Below are 19,083 nucleotides of genomic sequence, written 5' to 3'. Positions count from 1 at the left end.
TCGACATCCATCTGTGCTTCCATCAGGAAAGCGCTTACCTCATGGAAATCCGCCCCCACCGAAGGGAAGCTCCATGCGCATCACCCCACGTCGTCGCGCCACCCTGCTCGCCACGGCCGCCACCGCCTCGGCGCTCGTCGCCGGCGTCCTCACCGCCGCCACCGGACCGGCCGCCGCCGCGCCGACCGACCTGGTCGGCTGGGCCACCCAGAACGGCGGCACCACCGGCGGCGGCAGCGCCGGCACCACCACGGTCACCAGCGCCTCCGCCCTGACCTCCGCCGTCGGTTCCAGCAGCGCCGCGGTGATCCGGGTCTCCGGCACCATCAACTGCTCCGGCATGCTGCGGGTCCGGTCCAACAAGACCATCCTCGGCAACTCCGGCGCGGCAATCGTCGGCTGCGGCTTCAACATCAACGGCGACCGCAACGTCATCATCCGGAACCTCACCTTCCGGAACTGGAACGACGACGCGATCAACGTCCAGTCGTCGGCCACCAACGTCTGGATCGACCACAACACGTTCAGCAACGGGTACGACGGCGCGGTCGACATCAAGCGCGGCTCGGACTTCGTCACCGTCTCGTGGAACCACGTGTTCAACCACGACAAGTCGATGCTGCTCGGGCACAGCGACGACAACGCCGCCGAGGACACCGGCCACCTGCGGGTGACCTACCACCACAACTGGTTCGACGCGAGCACCCAGCGCCACCCCCGGGTCCGCTTCGGCAACCCGGTCCACGTCTACAACAACTACTACTACAAGAACAGCGGCTACGGCGTCGCCTCCACCATGAGCGCCGGCGTCCTGGTCGAGGGCAACTACTTCGACAACGTCAAGGACCCGTACCACCTCGGCGAGGCCAGCTCCGGGCCGGGCACCCTGGTCGCCCGGAACAACTACTTCGTCAGCTCCGGCAGCGGCCAGGCCGGCGGCAGCGTCAAGAGCATCCCGTACTCGTACAGCCTGGACAGCGCGAGCAACGTCAAGTCGATCGTGACGGGCGGCGCGGGCGCCGGTCGGATCTCGGTCTGACCGGCGACCCGGTCGGGGCCCGCCGCCACGGCGGGCCCCGACCGACGTCACTGGGCGGCGCAGCCGCCGACCGGCGCGGGCGCCGCGGCCGGCGCACCGACCGTCGGCATGCCGAGCGACACCCCGGTGGTACGCGGTGAGCGGCCCGCCTCGGCCGCGTCGCCGGCCCGGGTACGCCGGTGCGACAGCGGCTCCCCGTCGGCGTTGAGGTGGTGCGGCGCGGCGTAGGTGACCGTGGTCTCGACCAGGTCACCCGGCCGGATCCGGCCGGCCAGGCTGCCCGCGTCGAAGTGGACCAGCCGGCCGTCCCGGGCCCGACCCGACAGCCGGCCGGTACGGTCGTCCTTGCGCCCCTCGCCGACCGCGACCAGCACCTCGACCGTCCGGCCGACCTGCTCGCGGTTCTCCGCCCAGGTGATCTCCTCCAGGGTGGCGACCAGCCGCTCGTACCGCTCCTGGACGACCTGCTTCGGCAGTTGGTCGGGCATGGTGGCCGCCGGCGTGCCGGGGCGCTTGGAGTACTGGAAGGTGAAGGCGGAGGAGAACCGGGCCGCGCGCACCACGTCCAGCGTCCGCTCGAAGTCGGCGTCGGTCTCGCCCGGGAAACCGACGATGATGTCGGTGGTGATCGCCGCGTCCGGCATCGCGGCCCGGACCTTGTCGATGATCCCCAGGTAACGCTCCGACCGGTACGACCGGCGCATCGCCCGCAGCACGTCGTCCGAGCCGGACTGCAACGGCATGTGCAGCGACGGGCAGACGTTCGGGGTCTCGGCCATCGCGGCGATCACGTCGTCGGTGAAGTCCTTCGGGTGCGGGCTGGTGAACCGGACCCGCTCCAGCCCTTCGACGTCACCGCAGGCGCGCAGCAGTTTCCCGAAGGCGAACCGGTCGCCGAACTCGACGCCGTACGAGTTGACGTTCTGGCCGAGCAGAGTGACCTCCAACACACCCTCGTCGACCAGGGCGCGCACCTCGGACAGGATGTCGCCCGGCCGGCGGTCGCGCTCCTTGCCACGCAGGGACGGCACGATGCAGAACGTGCAGGTGTTGTTGCAACCGACCGAGATCGACACCCACCCGGCGTAGCTGGACTCCCGGCGGGTCGGCAGGGTGGAGGGGAAGACCTCCAGCGACTCCAGGATCTCCACCTCGGCCGCGGCGTTGTGCCGGGCCCGGTCCAGCAGCACCGGCAGCGAGCCGATGTTGTGCGTGCCGAAGACCACGTCGACCCAGGGCGCCCGGCGGACGATCTCGCCCCGGTCCTTCTGGGCCAGGCAGCCGCCGACCGCGATCTGCATCCCCGGGGTGCGGTCCTTCACCGGGCGCAGGTGGCCGAGGTTGCCGTACAGCCGGTTGTCGGCGTTCTCCCGGACCGCGCAGGTGTTGAACACCACCACGTCGGGCTGGTCCGGCCCGTCGGCGCGGACATAGCCGGCATCTTCCAGCAGACCCGAGATCCGCTCCGAGTCGTGGACGTTCATCTGGCAGCCGTACGTACGCACCTGGTAGGTGCGCGGGCTGCCCGGGGCTGCGGTAGTCATGACGGTGCCAGAATATCCGCAGGACCGAACACCGCTCGGGGCGAGGAGGCCAACCATGTGCCGGAGCATCAAGACCCTCCGGGAGCCGTACACGCCGCAGGTGACTCCGGACGACGTCCGCGCGGCCGCCCTGCAGTACGTCCGGAAGATCAGCGGCTTCCGTACCCCCGCGGCGCACAACGCCGCCGCGTTCGAGGCGGCGGTGGACGCGGTGGCCGCCGCCACCGCCGCCCTGCTCGACCAGTTGGTCGTCCGCGGCGCCGGCCAGGCCGCGACCGCCGCCGGCACCCCGTCCGGCGCAGGCCGCTGAGCGGTCGGGCCACAGCCCGGTCCGGCGCGACCGGGTTGAGCGGTCGGGCCGCGGCCCGGTCCGGTGCGGCCCGCCGAAGCCGTCAGGCCGCGGCCAGGGCCGGGACCACCTGGTCCGGCGCCCACCGGCTCTGGTGGCACGGTGACCAGCCGCGGCAGCGCGGGCTGACCCGGGTGCACAACCGCCGGCCGGAGAGCACCTCGCCCTCGTCGGTGTCCCGCACGTCGAAGTGCACCGGGCGCATCGTGCCGTCCGGGTCGACCAGCAGGTACCGGCCGCCGTCCAGGGTGTCGTCGGGCAGCAGGCAGGACCGGCCCAGCCGGTGCGCGAACGCCGCCACGGCGCTGCCCTCCGGCAGGCCGGGCGGCCCGTAGCAGTCCACCGAGACCGGGAAGTCGCCCGGCCGGCGCCAGACGTCGCAGAGCACCGTCCCGCCGATCGGCCGGATGGGACGGTACGCGCCGAGGGCCAGCACCGGGCGGCCGAGGACGTCGGCGAGGGCCTGGTAGATCTCCGCGGGGTCGACGTCGCCGTCGACTCTCCAATTCCACAGCTCGGTCATGCCGCCGCCTCCTCGCCGCGCCTCGTGGTGCCTCCGGATCGGGCCCACCTCCGATGGTGCCGGTCGGCAGCGGACAGTCGGGGCGAAGTTACCGGTCTGTGACCATTTCCGCCCAAATTTGAGCAGTGCGACCTGTCCTCACTTTTCGCAATTGCCACGGTACCGGCGGCCTCAGCGCACCTCCACCAGCGACTCGCCACGCGGGCGCAACTCACCGATCACGGTCCCGCCCGGCACCTCGCCGGCGACCAGCAGTCCGCCGGAGGTCTGCGCGTCGGCCAGCAGCAGCCGGTCCGCCTCGCCGACCCCGTCGAACCGGGTCCACGGCGCCACCCAGTCCAGGTTGCGCCGGCTGCCGCCGCTGACGTACCCGTCCCGGACCGCCGCCCGGGCGCCGTCGAGGTAGGGCACCCGGGCCGACTCGACCACGGCGGTGACCCCGCTGGCCCGGGCCAGCTTGGACAGGTGGCCCAACAGACCGAAACCGGTCACGTCGGTACCGCACCGGACGCCCGCCGCGACCGCGGCCCGGCTCGCCTCCCGGTTCAACGTGGACATCGCCGCGACCGCCTCGGGGAAGACCTCCCCGGTGGCCTTGTGCCGGGAGTTGAGCACGCCGATGCCGAGCGGCTTGGTCAGCGACAACGGCACGCCCGGCCGACCGGCGTCCAGGGTGATCAGGTCCGCCGTCCGGACCAGGCCGGTCACGGCGAGTCCGTACTTCGGCGAGTCGTCGTCGACGCTGTGCCCGCCGGCCAGTTGGCAGCCCGCCTGCCGGGCCAGGTCGTGACCGCCGCGCAGCACCTCGCCGGCCAGTTCCAGCGGCAGCCGGTCACGCGGCCAGCAGAGCAGATTGAGCGCCACCAGCGGGGTGCCGCCCATGGCGTACACGTCGGAAAGGGCGTTGCAGGCGGCGATGCGCCCCCAGTCGTACGCGTCGTCGACGACCGGGGTGAAGAAGTCGACGGTGGCCACGGTGGCGGTGTCGTCGTCCAGCCGGACCACCGCGGCGTCGTCGCCGTGGTCCAGGCCGACCAGCAGTTCCCCCGGCTGGCCGGTCGGGGCCGCGGCACCGGTGAGGCCCAGCCCCGCCACCACGCTCTCCAACTCTCCCGGCGGGATCTTGCAGGCACAGCCACCGCCGCGCGCGTACTGCGTCAACCGGACCGGTTCCATCGCGTGCTCCCATCAACCCACTCGTCACCCGCGTCCCGCCGACGTTACCGCTCCGTGACCATATGAGTTGCATTCCGGGATCCCGGCCCGCTTAGAGTGGCCTGCACCGGAGGCGACGACGCCTCGGGCAGGACAGGGCGACGGCGACGGCCGCGACCACGCGGTCACAGAACGTACGCACGGCATGCGACAGGGACGGTGGACGACGGTGACGACGGGCGAACCGCTCATCGTGCTCGAGGCGGTCAACAAATGGTTCGGCCCGCTGCACGTGCTCGACGATGTCAATCTCTCGGTCGACCGCGGTGAGGTCGTGGTCGTGATCGGGCCCAGCGGGTCCGGCAAGTCGACCCTGTGCCGAACCATCAACCGGCTGGAACCGATCAGCTCCGGCTCGATCACCTTCGACGGGCAGCCGCTGCCCGCCGAGGGCCGGCCGCTGGCCCGGCTGCGCAGCGAGGTCGGCATGGTCTTCCAGTCGTTCAACCTCTTCGCGCACAAGACGATCCTGGAGAACGTCACCCTCGGACCGGTCAAGGTCCGCAAGGAGAAGCCGGCCGCCGCCCGGGAACGCGCGCTGGCCCTGCTCGACCGGGTCGGCATCGCCAACCAGGCGGACAAGCTGCCGGCCCAGCTCTCCGGCGGCCAGCAGCAACGCGTGGCGATCGCCCGCGCGCTGGCCATGCAGCCCAAGGCGATGCTGTTCGACGAACCCACCAGCGCGCTCGACCCGGAGATGGTCGGCGAGGTGCTCGAGGTGATGACCTCGCTGGCCCGCGACGGCATGACGATGGTCGTGGTGACCCACGAGATGGGCTTCGCCCGGCACGCCGCCAACCGGGTCATCTTCATGGCCGACGGCCAGCTCGTCGAGGACGCGCCGCCGTCGGAGTTCTTCGCCAATCCCCGCAGCGAACGGGCCAAGGACTTCCTGTCGAAGATCCTGACGCACTGAGGGCTGTCCGTTGTGGAGCACGCCGTAACCCGGCGGGTTCCGTCGAAGAAGGAGTAGAGGAATGCGTATCACGCGCGTAGCGGCGTTGGCCGCCGTCGCGGCCCTGGCGGTCGGTGTGGCCGGCTGTGGCAGCAACGACGATAAGGGCACGGGTGCCGGCGACAAGTCATTCCCGGCCGGCAGCACCATGGAGAAGCTGAACAAGGCCCAGAAGATCACGATCGGTACCAAGTTCGACCAGCCGGGCTTCGGCAACAAGGGGCTGTCCGGCAAGCCCGAGGGCTTCGACGTCGAGATCGCCAAGCGCCTGGTCAAGGACCTCGGCATCCCGACCGACAAGATCGAGTGGGTGGAGGCCGTCTCCAAGACCCGCGAGGACAAGATCGCCAACGGTGACGTCGACTTCATCGCCGCCACCTACACGATCAACGACAAGCGCAAGGAGCGGGTGGCGTTCGCCGGCCCGTACTACGTGGCCGGACAGCGGCTCATGGTCCGCAAGGACGACACGTCGATCACCGGACCGGACTCGTTCAAGGACGGCACCAAGAAGGTCTGCTCGGTCACCGGCTCCACGCCGGCCGAGACCATCAAAAAGTCGGTCAAGGACGTCGGCAGCCAGGTGGTGCTCTTCGACTCCTACGACAAGTGCCGGGACGCCCTGAAGAGCAAGCAGGTCGACGCGGTCACCACCGACAACGTCATCCTGGCCGGCTACGTCGACAAGGACAAGGACTCCCTCAAGCTGGCCGGCGAGAACTTCACCAAGGAGCCGTACGGCATCGGGGTGAAGAAGGACGACAAGGTGTTCCGCGACTGGATCAACGACGAGCTGGAGAAGATGTTCTCCGACGGCAGCTGGAAGAAGGCCTGGGACGACACGGCCGGCAAGTTCGGCGCCGAGCTCGGTGCAACGCCGACGATCGACCGCTACTAGAAGTTTCGCCAGACCTGGAGGCTGGGCTAGAAGGGCAAACACGTGAGTGTGCTGATAGACAGGTTCGACGTGTTCGCGGGGGGCTTCTGGCTCACCCTCCAGCTCTGCGTACTGGCCGCGATCGGCGCCCTGATCCTGGGCGCCGTCGTGGCGGTGCTGCGCATCTCTCCGGTGCCACCGCTGCGGGCGGTCGGCACCGCGTACGTCACGGTGTTCCGGAACGTGCCGTTGACCGTGGTGATGTTCATGGCGGCCTTCGGGCTGCCGGCGCTCGGCTCGAACGCCGACTTCCTCCGGATCCCCGGACTCGACCTGCCTTTCAAGCGGCTCGGCACGGACCTGCCGTACTTCCGGTTCGCGGTGATCGCGCTGGTGATGTACACGGCCGCGTTCGTCTGCGAGGCGCTGCGCTCCGGGGTGAACGCGGTTTCCCCGGGACAGGCCGAGGCGGCCCGCTCACTGGGCCTGACCTTCGGCCAGAACCTGCGGCACGTGGTGCTGCCGCAGGCGTGGAAGGCGGCCGTGGTGCCGCTCGGCTCGGTGATCATCGCAATGATCAAGAACTCGGCACTGGCCGGCTTCTTCGGGGTGGTCGGCGACCTGGCGCAGAGCGCCGACCAGCTCACCTCCGCCGAGGGTAATGCTTTTGTGCCGGTCGCCATCGGCATCTCGATCGGATACCTGATCATGACCGTCCCGCTCGGCGCCCTGCTGGACCGACTGGAGAAGCGACAGGCGGTGGCCCGATGAGCCAGCAGAACGCCGTCCTCTACGACGCCCCCGGCCCCCGGCAGCGGCGGATCACCTGGATCAGCAGCGTGGTCGCGGTCATCGTCGTGGCCGTCGGCGCGTACTTTCTGATCTACCGCCCGCTGGACGCCAACGGGCAGTTCTCGATGGAGAAGTGGGGTCCGTTCATCGACCCCTCCAACGAGGTCTTCAGCATCCTGTGGGGACGGCTCTGGGACGGCTTCCAGGCCACCCTGATCGCCGCCGCGCTGGCCATCCTCACCTCGCTGGTGCTCGGCACCCTGCTCGCGGTGCTCCGCATCCAGCTCAAGGCGCTGGCCCGACGTCGGTTCACCGGGATGGCGACCCCGGTGTCCTACCTGCTGCGCGGGCTGAGCGCGGTGCTGTCCGGCGTCACCCGGTTCTGCGTCGAGGTGTTCCGCGGTCTGCCGGTGGTGATCACGATCTTCTTCGTGGCCCGTGGCCTGCCCGAGTTCGGCATCAACTTCGACACGCTGTGGTACCTGGTCATCGGCCTCACCATCTACAACATGGTGGTGATCGCGGAGATCCTCCGCTCCGGCATGGAGGGACTGCCCGGCGGACAGGCCGAAGCCGCTTCCGCCATCGGGTTGTCGTCGCTGCAGACCACCCGGATGATCCTGCTACCGCAGGCGTTCCGGATCATGCTGCCGGCGCTGATCAGCCAGCTCGTCGTGGTACTCAAGGACACGTCGCTCGGCTTCATCATCAGCTACGAGGACGTCCTCAACATTGCCAAGCAGGCCATCGGCGAGTTGGAAAACCCAATTCAGACGTACCTCATCATCGGCGTCATCTTCATCCTGGTGAACTACTCGCTGTCCAAGCTCGCCCAGTACGTCCAGCGGCGGATCGCCCGTGGCCGGCGGACGACGCCGACCCGGACCGGCGCCGCCGGCACCGAGCTGGAGACCGAGGCCGTACCCGGCACCACCACCTGACGGACGGTCCGCCCCACAGCGACGAACGCCCACCGCGGCCCAGGATTTCCCGGAGCCCGGTGGGCGTCCCGCTTTCCCGGGTACGCCCCGGGCCGGCCGACGTTCCGATCAGCGGGCGATCTCGGTGACCCGGGACTCGCGGACCACGGTCACCCGGATCTGACCCGGATAGGTCAGCTCCTCCTCGACCTGCTTCGCCACGTCCCGGGCCAGCACCGCCGCGCCGATGTCGTCCACGTCCTCCGGCTTGACCATCACCCGGATCTCCCGACCGGCCTGCATGGCGAAGACCTTCTCCACGCCGGACTTCCCGCCGGCGATCTCCTCGATCCGCTCCAGCCGCTTGACGTACGCCTCCAGGCTCTCCCGCCGGGCGCCCGGCCGGCCTCCCGAACAGGCGTCCGACGCCTGGGTCAGCACCGCCTCGATGGTCTGCGGCGGGACCTCGTTGTGGTGCGCCTCGATGGCGTGCACCACCTCCTCCGCCTCGCCGTACTTGCGGGCCAGGTCGGCGCCGATGATGGCGTGGCTGCCCTCCACCTCGTGGGTCAGCGCCTTGCCGATGTCGTGCAGGAACGCGCACCGCTTGATGGTCGGCACGTCCAACCGCAGCTCCGCCGCCATGATCCCGGCGATGTGCGCGGTCTCCACCAGGTGCTTGAGCACGTTCTGCCCGTACGAGGTGCGGTAGCGCAGCCGACCGAGCTGGCTGACCAGCTCCGGGTGGATCTCGGTGATCCCGACGTCGACCAGGGCCTCCTCGGCGGCCCGTTGGCAGAGTCGTTCCACCTCCTGCCGGGCGGTGTCGAAGACCTCCTCGATCCGGTGCGGGTGGATCCGCCCGTCCAGCACCAGCTTCTCCAGGGTCAGCCGGCCGATCTCCCGGCGTACCGGGTCGAAGCAGGACAGCAGCACCGCCTCCGGCGTGTCGTCGATGATCAGGTTGACGCCGGTCACCGACTCGAAGGCCCGGATGTTCCGGCCCTCCCGGCCGATGATCCGGCCCTTCATCTCGTCGCCGGGCAGGTGCAGCACGCTGACCACGCTCTCCGCGGTCTGCTCACTGGCCACCCGCTGGATGGCGTCCACCACGATGTGCCGGGCCCGCTGCTCGGCGGTGGTGCGGGCGTCCGCCTCGATGTCCCGGACCAGGATGGCGGCCTCCCGCTTGGCCTGACCCTCCACCGCCTCCACCAGCTCGGTCCGGGCGCTGTCCGCGGTCAGCCCGGCGATCCGCTCCAACTCGCGGCGCTGCCGCTCCTCCGCCTCGGCCACCGCGGTTTCCCGTACGGTCAGCGCCGCCTCCCGGGCGGCCAGGTCCGCGGTGGCGGCGGCGAGCCGACGGTCCCGCTCGGCCAGCCGGTCGACCTCCTCGGTGTGCAGCCGTTCCCGCTCGTCCATCCGCTGGGCCCGCCGCTCCACCTCGGCGGCCTGCTCTCGGGTGGTGCTGGCCAGCAGGGCCACCTCCCGCTCGCCGCTGCGCCGGGCCGCGGCGCGGACCTGCTCGGCGTCGGTCTCGGCCTGCCGGTGGGCCCGTTCCAGGATGTTGTCGGCCTCGGTGCGGGCCGCCTCCAGCACCCGGCGCGCCTCCGCCCGGGCCGCGTTCGCCTCCGCCTTCGCCGCCGCCGCCTCCGCGCGGGCCGCCGCGGCGGCCGACTTGGCCAGGTCCACCGACGACGACGCCTCGTCCTCGGCGTCCCGCAACGCGGCGAGTGACTTCTCCCGGCGGTCCTTCTCCGCCACGAACGCCGGATCGGCCGGTACGGGGGCCGGCGGGGTCGTGCCGAGGCGACGCAGCGCCCGCGCCCCGTAGACCAGACCGACGACGACCACGGCGGCGAGCAGGATGATCGCGACGAGCAGGACCCACAACATTCCGCTCATGCCGGCTCTCCGCTCCGCTGCGAGCCAACCTGAGCCACACCACCCGGCCGCTCGCTCATGCCGCACCGGTCCTGGTGTGCGTCGCCCGTTCGGCCATGGCCGTCTCCCCTCCACCGCCGCCGCCGGAGAGTGGGCCCTCCTGCTGGCGTGCCCGTTACGGCTGTCGAGTCGCCCGACCGAGGCGGCTGGCCATGGATAGCAGACCTCGGCGGTGCCAGGCGACACCGCCGAGGCCGGGGTTGGGATCGCTGCTCCCCCGCCGGACCGGCCAGTCCGGCGACGGTTATCTGGCCGATGAGCTGGCCAAAGTGTTGTCGTACCGTTACGAGATCTATGTTGTGCGCTTAGCCTGCGTTGGTCGGGTTTTTCTCGCCTTTACAGGCGAGGCTAGGTCTCAGATGGCCGTTCGGTCAAGAACACCTGATCGACCGGACGAGACGCACGGCACCGAAACGCTCACTGCCAGCGCAGCGAAGACGCCACATACCGGACGGGCGCACGGGCAAAATCCGACCAATCGGCCCGGCGCGGCGGGCGGGCCGGTGCGGTCGGACGGCGGGCCGGTGCCGTGCGGTCTGACGGGGTGCGGTCGGGCGGCCGGGCCGGTCAGTCGATCGGGCGGCCGGGCCGGTCGAGGTCGCCCTCTGCGTCGGCGAGGGCGTCGGCGTCGATCTGGTCGGCAAACTCGGCCGCCTCGGCGCTCTGCGCGGCCAGCGCGTCCTTGACCGCCCGGATCGCCACGCCCGGCGGGTAACCCTTGCGGGCGAGCATGCCGACCAGCCGGCGGAAGACCGCGTCCGGCTCACCCCGGACGGTACGCAGTTTGCGGTCGACGAGGGCGCGGGCGGTCTCCGCCTCGGTCTCCTCGTCGAGCGTCTCCAGCGCCTCGCTGGCGGTGTCGCCGTCCACCCCGCGCTGGCGCAGCTCGTTGGCCAGCGCCCGGCGGGCCAACCCGCGGCCCTGGTGCCGGCTGCTCACCCAGGCCCGGGCGAACGCCGCGTCGTCCACCATGCCGACCTCGTCGTAGCGGTCGAGCACCCGCTCGGCCACCTCCGCGGAGATGCCCTTGCGGGCCATCGCGGTGGCCAACTCGGCCCGGGTACGCGGCCGGACGGCGAGCTGGCGCAGGCAGATCTCCCGGGCCAGCTCGGCCTCGTCCCGTGGTGGTTGCGGCTGCTCCGGATCGGTGCCCGCCCGCCCCCGTGCCGGGCGGTCACCGCGTGTGGCGCGTCGGCCGGCCTCCGCGCCGGCGTCGCCCGTACGGGGCGGGGCGGCATCCCACCCCCGCCCCGTCCGGGCACCACGTCGTCGTCCAGCCACGTGTCGTCGCAGACCGTCGGTCGGTCGTCGTCTCAGCGGCCGGTCAGAAGTCCACCGGCGGCAGCTCGGGGCCACCGGCGGCGTCGTCGCCGGTGCCCTGGCCGACGCCGAGCTTCTCCAGGATCTTCTTCTCGATCTCGGCCGCCACGTCCGGGTTCTCCTTGAGGAACTCGCGGGCCTTCTCCTTGCCCTGACCGAGCTGGTCACCGTCGTAGGTGTACCAGGCGCCGGACTTGCGGATGATCGCCTGCTCCACGCCGACGTCGATCAGCGAGCCCTCGCGGGAGATGCCCTTGCCGTACATGATGTCGAACTCGGCCTGCTTGAACGGGGCCGCGCAGTTGTGTACGACAATGTCGTCCGCGATGAGAGTGTGCAACTCGTCGACCTCGACATCGAAGGTCCGGGCCCGTCGGACCGGCAGGATCTCCTTGACGGTCGCGTATCGCACCTGTTCGGCGAGCATCTCGTGCAGGAACGAGTCATCGAGCGCATCCGCCAGTAGTTGGAGCCGATCCCGCCGGATCTGGTGCAGCCCCAGGACCTGCTTCATGCCACCGCGCGGGTCACCTGCCGTCGGACCGATCAACTGGGCCGCGACGGTGGGGGCGACTCCCCGACCGGCGAGGTGCGCCAGCACCGGCTCGGTGACGACCGGCGACAGGTAGATCGCTTGCGAGCCACGACGTCGGCCGTCCTGACCGTCCAGCGCCTCGCGCAGCACGACACCACGAGGGCCCCACAACGGAACCGCCTCGGCGAACGCCTCGACGTTGTCACTGCCCGCCACCCGGACCTCGTAGCAGGGTCGCCGAGCCTGGATCCGACGCCCCTTGATGAGGCCACCACGCTGACCCGTTGGGTCGTAGCGACGAACCGAACTGGTGATGCCGTATCGCAACAACAGCCAGTGGAGTTGATGCGCCAACTGTTCCGAAGTAGTCGTGTAGCCGACCCGGACCGCTCCGGTCTGCTCCCGGCTCACCCAGCCGTCGCTTTCGAACAGGCCGAACAGCAAGTTGCCCGCCACGTCGCGAGAGAGCTGTGGGTGGAAGAACTCGACGGGAATTCCCTTTTCCCAGGCCAGTTTGCCGTAGATGCCGGCCCGTCGACACAGCGCGAGGAGTTCGTTACTCTCGCCGGGGCGGTGCGAGAACGAAATCGCCAACTTGTCGGTGTGGGTATGGGTTTCGCAACCCAACTCGGCGGCGATCCGCGCCGCGTCGACCTTGAGCGACTCCTGAATGTTGATGAACTGGAGCGGCGTCTTACCCCCGACATAGCCATCGCCGATCAGGTAGCCCAGCATTCGCGCCTGATCCGGCGAGTACGGCTCGTGGTCACCGAAGCCAAGGAACTGACGTGGTTGGGCGACTCGATCCCCCAGGCCCAACTCACCCGCCAGCCGCCAACCCCGGTCGGTCAGGATCTTGTGATCCGGAGTGGCCCAGAGCTCGGCACCGCCGCGCAGGCGCAGCCCGATGACGTCCTGCTCACCCTGGTCGAACCAGGAGACGACAGGACGGGTGTGCAGCGTGCCGTCCTTGGCTGCGGCCACCACCGACACCGGCAACCGGCCGTCGACGATGTCCTCGATGCGATGGGCCTGACCACTTGCCGGGTCGAACACCATCGTGCCCTCGGCGAGACACTTGTTCTTCACGACCTTGACCCGGGTCCGGTTACCGACCACGTCGGTGCCGTCCTTGAGGCTCTCGATGCGGCGGACGTCGAGCCGGACCGAGGCGTAGAACTTCAGCGCCCGGCCACCGGTGGTGGTCTCGGGTGAGCCGAACATGACGCCGATCTTCTCGCGGAGCTGGTTGATGAAGATCGCGGTGGTGCCGGTGTTGTTGAGCACACCGGTGATCTTGCGCAGTGCCTGGCTCATCAGCCGGGCCTGGAGGCCGACGTGGCTGTCACCCATCTCGCCCTCGATCTCGGCGCGCGGCACCAGCGCGGCGACCGAGTCGATCACGATGATGTCCAGCGCGCCGGACCGGATCAGCATGTCGGCGATCTCCAGCGCCTGCTCACCGGTGTCCGGCTGGGCGACCAGCATCGCGTCGGTGTCCACGCCCAGGGCGCGCGCGTACTCCGGGTCGAGCGCGTGCTCGGCGTCGATGAAGGCGGCGATGCCGCCGGCCCGCTGGGCGTTGGCCACGGCGTGCAGCGCCACGGTCGTCTTACCGCTGGACTCCGGGCCGTAGACCTCGACTACCCGGCCCCGGGGCAGGCCACCGACGCCGAGCGCCACGTCGAGCGCGATGGACCCGGTGGGGATGACCGCGGTCTGGATGACCGGCCGCTCGCCCAGCCGCATCACCGAGCCCTTGCCGAACTGCTTGTCGATCTGAGCGAGAGCAAGGTCGAGTGCCTTCTCCCGGTCAGGCGATGCCGCCATGTTTACTACCCCTGCCTTCGCCGGCGTCTTTGAACTCTTCGTCACGTGGGACACGCTAGGCGCTGGGTCTGACAGAAAACAGCCGACGGGCCGTGACCTGTGGACGGGCGCCCCGCTGTGGACAATAGCCGAACACTTGTACGAGTCCGAGCGCGACACGCCACACCAGGACAAATACCACTCAGCGTAGCCGGGCCGGCACTCTGTCGGGATAGGCGGCGCAGACCGCCCGCCACACCACCACGGTCTTCTCACCCTCGGCGAGGGCCTGTTCGACGGTCCGTCCACCGAGCTGGGGAAGCACCTGGTCCACGGCGATACTGGCGGCGTACCCGGGGCCGAACGCCTGCTCCAACCGGGCCCAGAAATCCGTCAGCCGCACCGTGCGCGCTCCTTCCATCGGCCGGTGGCGGACGGATCACATACCGTCCGCCCCGGCCTGCTCCGCGGTCGTGGTCGTCACCGGCTCCGCGCCCGCCGCTTCGGGGGGCGATGCCGGTGTCGGTCGTAACGCTAGCGCCACCAACGGCACGGTGGCGATCGCCGCCAGCAACGCCAGCACCGGGTAGCCGGCCCAGCCGACCACCACCCCGCCCAGCGCCGCGGCCCCCGCACCCGCCAGACCCATGATCAGGTCGGCCAGTCCCTGCACCGCGGCCCGACCGTCGACCGGCACCGACTCGGACAGCAGGGTCGACCCGCCGACCATGGTGCCCGACCAGCCCAGACCGAGCAGCCCCAGCCCGACCGACAGCCGGACCGTGTCGTGCCCGGCCGTACCGGCCACCGCGCAGGCCGCCAGCAGCAGGCCGACCCCGCCGAGGATCACCGGCCGGCGGCCGGCCCGGTCGGTGAGCCAGCCGACCACCGGCGACAACGCGTACATCCCGGCGATGTGCACGCTGATCACGAGGCCGACGACCCGCAGCAGGTCGGCATCGCCGTGCGACTCGCCGAGGTGCACCGGGGTCATCGCCATGATCCCGACCATCACCAGATGTCCCACCGCCACCGCCGCCACCCCGAGCCGGGCGGCCGGCCGGGCCGCGACCACCCGCAGCGCGGCCCGCATCCCGCCCGCCGGCCGGGACACCGGACGGCCGCCGGCCGCCACCCGCCGCGCGGTCAGCAGCGGGTCCGGCCGCAGCAACACCAGCAGTACGCCGGCGGCGAGCAGGAACGCGACGGCGCTGAACGCGAACGGACCGGACAGCGCGGGCAGCCCGTACCGGCTGGTCACCGCGTCGGCCATCGCGGCCAGGTTCGGCGCGGCCACCGAGCCGATGGTGGTGGCCCAGACGATCACCGAGAGCTGCCGGCCACGCCGGGCCGGCTCGGCCAGGTCGACGGCCGCGTACCGGGCCTGCAGGTTCGCCGTCGTCCCGCCGCCGAACAGCAGCATGCCGGCGAACAGCAGCGGCGGCCACCGGGTCACGGCGGCCAGCACCACCAGTACGCCGCCGAGCGCCCCGGCCACGTACGCCAGCAGCAGCCCGGGGCGCCGTCCACGCGCGTTCATCACCCGGGTCACCGGTACGGCGAGCAGCGCGCCGCCCACCACCCCGGCGCTCTGCGCCACCCCGGACAGTCCGGTGCCGACCAGCCGGGCGGCGAGCAGGGCACCCACCGACAGGCCGATGGTGACCCCGACCCCGGCGACGATCTGGGTGCAGAACAGCAGCCGCAACGTCCGTCGCTGCACCCGCCCGACGTCGAGCCGGTCCCCCGTCGATTCGATCAGCGTGGTCACCGGCAGACCCTACAGCTCCAGGCCCCGGCCGATGATCTCCTTCATGATCTCGGTGGTGCCGCCGTAGATGGTCTGCACCCGGCTGTCCAGCCAGGCCCGGGCCACCGGGTACTCGGCCATGTAGCCGTACCCGCCGTGCAGCTGGACGCAGCGGTCGGCCACCCGGTTCTGCAGTTCGGTGGTCCACCACTTGACCTTCGCCGCGTCGACGACGGACAACCGCCCGGCGTCGAACTCGCGTACACAGTGGTTGAGGAAGGTCCGGGCGATGGTCACCTCGGTGTCCAGCTCGGCGAGCAGGAACCGGTTGTGCTGGAACCTCCCGATCGGCCGGCCGAACGCCTCCCGGGACCGGGCGTAGTCCAGGGTCAGCGCGAGCAGCTTCTCGGCCGCGGCCACCGCCGCCACGGCGATGCCGAGCCGTTCCCGGGGCAGGTTCGCCATCAGGTGGTAGAAGCCCTGGTTCTCGGTGCCGATCAGGTTGTCGGCCGGCACCCGGCAGTCGTCGAAGAACAGTTCCGCGGTGTCGTTGGCCTTCAGGCCCACCTTGGCCAACCGGCGACCCCGGCCGAACCCGGGGGTGTCGCGCTCCACGGCGATCAGGCTCACCCCGTGCGCGCCCTGCGCCGGGTCGGTCTTGACCACGACGATCACCAGGTCGGCCAGCTCACCGTTGGTGATGAACGTCTTCTGCCCGTTGAGCACCCAGCCGTCGCCGTCCCGTACCGCCGTGGTCCGCACCCCGGCCAGGTCCGACCCGGCGCCCGGCTCGCTCATCGCGATCGCCGTGACCAGCTCGCCGGAGCAGAAGCCCGGCAGCCACCGCTTGCGCTGCTCGGCGGTGGTCAGCTCGGTGAGGTACGGCGCGACGACGTCGTTGTGCAGCCCGAAACCGAGCCCGGAGCAGCCGGACGCGACGATCTCCTCGTCCAACACGCAGTTGAACCGGAAGTCACGCTGCCCGCCGCCGCCGTACGCCTCGTCGACGTCCATGCCCAGCAACCCGGCGGCGCCGGCCGCCCGCCAGACGTCGCGGTCGACGATCCCGGCGGCCTCCCAGCGTTCGTGGTGCGGCACCGCCTCGCGGGCCAGGAACTCCCGGCACAGCCCCCGGAACTCCTCGTGCACACCCTCGTAAAGATGCTGCTCCATGCCGCCCAGTCTGGCACGGCGGTGGTGGGCAATCCTGGCGCGATCCGGCCCTCGGAAGGACCGATTCACACCAAGGTCCGCGCCGGTCAGGCCCTGAGGACGCCGGCGGCCACCTTGAGGTCGGCGACCAGGCCGTCGTACGCGATGTCGCGGTTGTCGGCGCGTAGCACGGCGGAGGGGTGGATGGTGGCGAGGAGCTGGGTCTGCGGGGCGGCGGTGAGCGTGCCGGTGGAGTCGGTGGGTACCCGGGTGAAGTCCTCGGGGTTCTGCGCGGAGGCCGGCCAGGGCAGCAGTTCGCCGCGCTGCCGGGTGACCCGGAACGACGGGCCGAGCAGCGCCTTGGCCGCCGTCGCGCCGAGCACCACGACCACCCGCGGGTCCAGCCGGGCGAACTCGGCCACCAGCCAGGGCCGGCAGGCCACGATGTGGGTCCGGTCCGGCGTCTGGTGGATCCGCCGCTTGCCACGCAGCTCGAAGCGGAAATGCTTCACGGCGTTCGTCAGATAGATGTGCTTCGGGTCGATCCCGGCGTCGTCGACCGCGCGGCGCAACAGGTGCCCGGCCGGACCGACGAACGGCAGCCCCTGCCGGTCCTCGACGTCGCCGGGCTGCTCGCCGACGAAGACCGCCGGGGCGTGCGGGTCGCCCCGCCCGAAGACCGTCTGGGTGGCCGGTTCGTACAGCTCGCAGCCCCGGCACCCCCTCGCGGCGTCACGCAACGCGTCGACGGTGTCGGCGTCGGGCGGGATGAACTGCTGCGCACCGGGCGCGGTCGGAGCGTCTGCCATGCTCCCTGTTCTACCCGTTCGCTCCGCCGCCACGCGCACCCCGGGTCCGCCACGCCGGAATCGGCACCGCGATCGCTGGCACTTTTTCGGCTGCTCCACCGGCGTGTCGTACCGAGAAAGTGCCAGCAAACGAGGTGGGGGAAGCGGCTCTGGCGGCCGCCAGGCGTGTCGGGCACCTGACCGGGCGACGGCGGGCGACGGCGCGGCGTCAGGCGCCGAAGGCGTACCGGTGGGCGGGGCCGACGGCGCGGGTGACCGCGTCGGCCAGTGGCGCGATGTCCTCGTCGGACAGTGGGCTGATGGTGATCCGGACGGCCGGGGCGCTGGCCAGCCGGCAGAGCGCGCCCGGCGCGACGGCCCAGCCGGCGTCCCGTAGCACGGTCACCGCGCGGGTCTCGTCGGGGACCGGCACCCAGACGTTGATGCCGGTCCGGCCGGAGGCTCGGACGCCCCGGTCGGCCAGGGCCGCGCGCAGCGCGTCGCGCCGCCGGTCGTAGTCGGGGCCGGCGGCGGCCACCCGGTCGGCCACGGCGGGGTCCCGCCAGAGTCGGACCACCAGGCGTTGCAGCACGGTGGACACCCAACCGGCGCCGACCCGCATCCGGCCGGCCACCCGGGCCACCGTGGCCTCGTCGCCGGCCAGCACGGCCAGTCGCAGGTCCGGTCCGTACGGTTTGCTGACCGAGCGGACGAACGCCCAGTGCGGCACCACACCGGCCAGGCTGTGCAGCGGTACCGCGGCCAGTTCGGCCGCGTGGTCGTCCTCGACCAGCAGCAGGTCCGGGTGGTCGGCGAGCAGGTGCCGCAGGGCGGCGGCCCGGGCGGCGGAGACGGCGGCGCCGGTGGGGTTGTGCGCCCGGGTGGTGACGACCAGGGCGCGGGCGCCGGCCGCGAGGGCGGCCCGCACGCCGGGCACGGTCGGCCCGTCGTCGTCCACCGGTACGCCGACCGGACGCAGGCCGAGCGCCGCCACCAGGTCGAGCATGTTGGCCCAGCCGGGATCCTCCACCGCCACCGGGTCACCGGGTCGCAGGTGCGCGGTCAGGGTCCGTTCGATCCCGTCCAGCGCGCCGCCGGTCACGGTCACCCCGTCCACCGGTACGCCGTCGGCGCGCAGCCGCTCGCCGGCCAGCTCGGCAAGTTCGGGCAGGACGCCCGCGGCCGCGTACCCGATCGGGGTGTGCAGTTCGGTGGCGACCGCCGCGAGGTGCGGGCGCAGCGGTGGCAGCAGCCGGTGGTCCGGCTCGCCGGTGGACAGGTCGCCGGCCCCCGGCGGCGCGGGTGGGCGCAGCTCGGCGCGGCGGGCGGCGACCGGCGGGCGGTGTCGGACCCGGGTGCCGTTGCGGCCGGCGGTCTCGACCAGGCCGCGCTGGCGCAGCGTCTGGTACGCCTTGGCGGCGGTGGCCGGGCTGACCGAGAGCCGCTCGGCCAGCGCCCGGACGGCCGGCAGGATCGTGCCGGCCGGTAGGTCCCCGGTGCGGATTCCCGATTCGACGCTGGCCGCGATGGCGACCGCCGTCCGCCCACTGATCTGATAACGTGCTGCCACA

Annotated in this window: 17 protein-coding genes; 6 read left to right on the top strand and 11 right to left on the bottom strand. The window is 71.4% G+C overall.

The window, feature by feature from the left end; genetic code table 11:
• Nucleotides 1–73: 73 nt before the first annotated feature.
• On the top strand, nt 74–1,039 hold the full coding sequence (locus tag ACFOX0_RS04790; protein WP_377542267.1) for a pectate lyase family protein: 966 nt from the start codon (nt 74–76) through the stop codon (nt 1,037–1,039).
• A 47-nt stretch (nt 1,040–1,086) separates the two neighbouring features.
• Here the strand turns inward: ACFOX0_RS04790 and miaB are convergent, their stop codons facing one another.
• Nucleotides 1,087–2,583, bottom strand: a complete 1,497-nt coding sequence (miaB, locus tag ACFOX0_RS04785; protein ID WP_377542266.1) for a tRNA (N6-isopentenyl adenosine(37)-C2)-methylthiotransferase MiaB — start codon at nt 2,581–2,583, stop codon at nt 1,087–1,089.
• A 55-nt stretch (nt 2,584–2,638) separates the two neighbouring features.
• On the opposite strand from miaB, the gene ACFOX0_RS04780 reads away from it, so the two are divergent.
• The gene (locus ACFOX0_RS04780) at nt 2,639–2,893 is read left to right on the top strand and encodes a DUF2277 family protein (RefSeq protein ID WP_377542265.1); all 255 of its coding nucleotides are present in this window, start codon (nt 2,639–2,641) and stop codon (nt 2,891–2,893) included.
• Between the two features lie 82 nt (nt 2,894–2,975).
• Here the strand turns inward: ACFOX0_RS04780 and ACFOX0_RS04775 are convergent, their stop codons facing one another.
• Complete coding sequence (locus ACFOX0_RS04775) at nt 2,976–3,455, bottom strand: hypothetical protein (protein WP_377542264.1); 480 nt, start codon at nt 3,453–3,455, stop codon at nt 2,976–2,978.
• A gap of 171 nt (nt 3,456–3,626) precedes the next feature.
• Nucleotides 3,627–4,631, bottom strand: a complete 1,005-nt coding sequence (gene selD / locus ACFOX0_RS04770; protein WP_377542263.1) for a selenide, water dikinase SelD — start codon at nt 4,629–4,631, stop codon at nt 3,627–3,629.
• 208 nt (nt 4,632–4,839) lie between these two features.
• Here selD and ACFOX0_RS04765 point away from each other — a divergent pair, with 208 nt between their 5' ends.
• The 4 genes from ACFOX0_RS04765 to ACFOX0_RS04750 all read left to right on the top strand — a co-directional run bounded on the left by ACFOX0_RS04765 (nt 4,840) and on the right by ACFOX0_RS04750 (nt 8,235).
• Nucleotides 4,840–5,586: an amino acid ABC transporter ATP-binding protein gene (locus ACFOX0_RS04765; RefSeq protein ID WP_377542262.1), complete on the top strand. Its 747-nt coding sequence runs from the start codon at nt 4,840–4,842 to the stop codon at nt 5,584–5,586.
• Nucleotides 5,587–5,647: 61 nt separating this feature from the next.
• A complete protein-coding gene (locus ACFOX0_RS04760; protein ID WP_377542261.1) occupies nt 5,648–6,523 on the top strand; it encodes a glutamate ABC transporter substrate-binding protein in 876 nt (291 codons plus the stop codon).
• A gap of 42 nt (nt 6,524–6,565) precedes the next feature.
• Entirely contained in the window at nt 6,566–7,273 is a 708-nt protein-coding gene (locus ACFOX0_RS04755; RefSeq protein ID WP_377542260.1) for an amino acid ABC transporter permease, read from the top strand.
• A complete protein-coding gene (locus ACFOX0_RS04750) occupies nt 7,270–8,235 on the top strand; it encodes an amino acid ABC transporter permease (RefSeq protein ID WP_377542258.1) in 966 nt (321 codons plus the stop codon). Before ACFOX0_RS04755 ends, ACFOX0_RS04750 begins: the two co-directional genes overlap by 4 nt.
• Nucleotides 8,236–8,343: 108 nt before the next feature.
• Here ACFOX0_RS04750 and rny read toward each other — a convergent pair whose 3' ends face one another.
• The 8 genes from rny to ACFOX0_RS04710 form a co-directional block, all read right to left on the bottom strand.
• Complete coding sequence (gene rny / locus ACFOX0_RS04745; protein ID WP_377542257.1) at nt 8,344–10,119, bottom strand: ribonuclease Y; 1,776 nt, start codon at nt 10,117–10,119, stop codon at nt 8,344–8,346.
• A gap of 606 nt (nt 10,120–10,725) precedes the next feature.
• Complete coding sequence (locus ACFOX0_RS04740; protein ID WP_377542256.1) at nt 10,726–11,439, bottom strand: regulatory protein RecX; 714 nt, start codon at nt 11,437–11,439, stop codon at nt 10,726–10,728.
• Between the two features lie 43 nt (nt 11,440–11,482).
• Nucleotides 11,483–13,843, bottom strand: coding sequence for an intein-containing recombinase RecA (gene recA, locus ACFOX0_RS04735; RefSeq protein ID WP_377542255.1), 2,361 nt, complete (start codon nt 13,841–13,843; stop codon nt 11,483–11,485).
• Between the two features lie 181 nt (nt 13,844–14,024).
• The gene (locus ACFOX0_RS04730) at nt 14,025–14,225 is read right to left on the bottom strand and encodes a DUF3046 domain-containing protein (RefSeq protein ID WP_377542253.1); all 201 of its coding nucleotides are present in this window, start codon (nt 14,223–14,225) and stop codon (nt 14,025–14,027) included.
• 36 nt (nt 14,226–14,261) lie between these two features.
• Entirely contained in the window at nt 14,262–15,593 is a 1,332-nt protein-coding gene (locus ACFOX0_RS04725; RefSeq protein ID WP_377542252.1) for an MFS transporter, read from the bottom strand.
• Between the two features lie 9 nt (nt 15,594–15,602).
• Nucleotides 15,603–16,745: an acyl-CoA dehydrogenase family protein gene (locus ACFOX0_RS04720; RefSeq protein ID WP_377542251.1), complete on the bottom strand. Its 1,143-nt coding sequence runs from the start codon at nt 16,743–16,745 to the stop codon at nt 15,603–15,605.
• An 86-nt stretch (nt 16,746–16,831) separates the two neighbouring features.
• The gene (locus tag ACFOX0_RS04715; RefSeq protein ID WP_377542249.1) at nt 16,832–17,533 is read right to left on the bottom strand and encodes a UdgX family uracil-DNA binding protein; all 702 of its coding nucleotides are present in this window, start codon (nt 17,531–17,533) and stop codon (nt 16,832–16,834) included.
• Nucleotides 17,534–17,741: 208 nt separating this feature from the next.
• The gene (locus ACFOX0_RS04710) at nt 17,742–19,082 is read right to left on the bottom strand and encodes an aminotransferase class I/II-fold pyridoxal phosphate-dependent enzyme (protein ID WP_377542248.1); all 1,341 of its coding nucleotides are present in this window, start codon (nt 19,080–19,082) and stop codon (nt 17,742–17,744) included.
• Between the last annotated feature and the right edge of the window lies 1 nt (nt 19,083).

Origin of the sequence: Micromonospora zhanjiangensis, from assembly GCF_042650605.1 — a bacterium.
Lineage (GTDB): Bacteria > Actinomycetota > Actinomycetes > Mycobacteriales > Micromonosporaceae > Micromonospora_J > Micromonospora_J zhanjiangensis.
The sequence above is the reverse complement of the archived record's forward strand: the minus strand, read 5'-3'. Positions and strand labels throughout refer to the sequence as shown.

Excerpts from the sequence above, each read along its gene's own strand:
- ACFOX0_RS04750 (WP_377542258.1), top strand. The coding sequence starts at position 7,270 with ATGAGCCAGCAGAACGCCGTCCTCTACGACGCCCCCGGCCCCCGGCAG.
- recA (WP_377542255.1), bottom strand. The coding sequence starts at position 13,843 with ATGGCGGCATCGCCTGACCGGGAGAAGGCACTCGACCTTGCTCTCGCT.
- ACFOX0_RS04780 (WP_377542265.1), top strand. The coding sequence starts at position 2,639 with ATGTGCCGGAGCATCAAGACCCTCCGGGAGCCGTACACGCCGCAGGTG.
- ACFOX0_RS04715 (WP_377542249.1), bottom strand. The coding sequence starts at position 17,533 with ATGGCAGACGCTCCGACCGCGCCCGGTGCGCAGCAGTTCATCCCGCCC.
- selD (WP_377542263.1), bottom strand. The coding sequence starts at position 4,631 with ATGGAACCGGTCCGGTTGACGCAGTACGCGCGCGGCGGTGGCTGTGCC.
- rny (WP_377542257.1), bottom strand. The coding sequence starts at position 10,119 with ATGAGCGGAATGTTGTGGGTCCTGCTCGTCGCGATCATCCTGCTCGCC.
- ACFOX0_RS04790 (WP_377542267.1), top strand. The coding sequence starts at position 74 with ATGCGCATCACCCCACGTCGTCGCGCCACCCTGCTCGCCACGGCCGCC.
- miaB (WP_377542266.1), bottom strand. The coding sequence starts at position 2,583 with ATGACTACCGCAGCCCCGGGCAGCCCGCGCACCTACCAGGTGCGTACG.
- ACFOX0_RS04760 (WP_377542261.1), top strand. The coding sequence starts at position 5,648 with ATGCGTATCACGCGCGTAGCGGCGTTGGCCGCCGTCGCGGCCCTGGCG.
- ACFOX0_RS04720 (WP_377542251.1), bottom strand. The coding sequence starts at position 16,745 with ATGGAGCAGCATCTTTACGAGGGTGTGCACGAGGAGTTCCGGGGGCTG.
- ACFOX0_RS04775 (WP_377542264.1), bottom strand. The coding sequence starts at position 3,455 with ATGACCGAGCTGTGGAATTGGAGAGTCGACGGCGACGTCGACCCCGCG.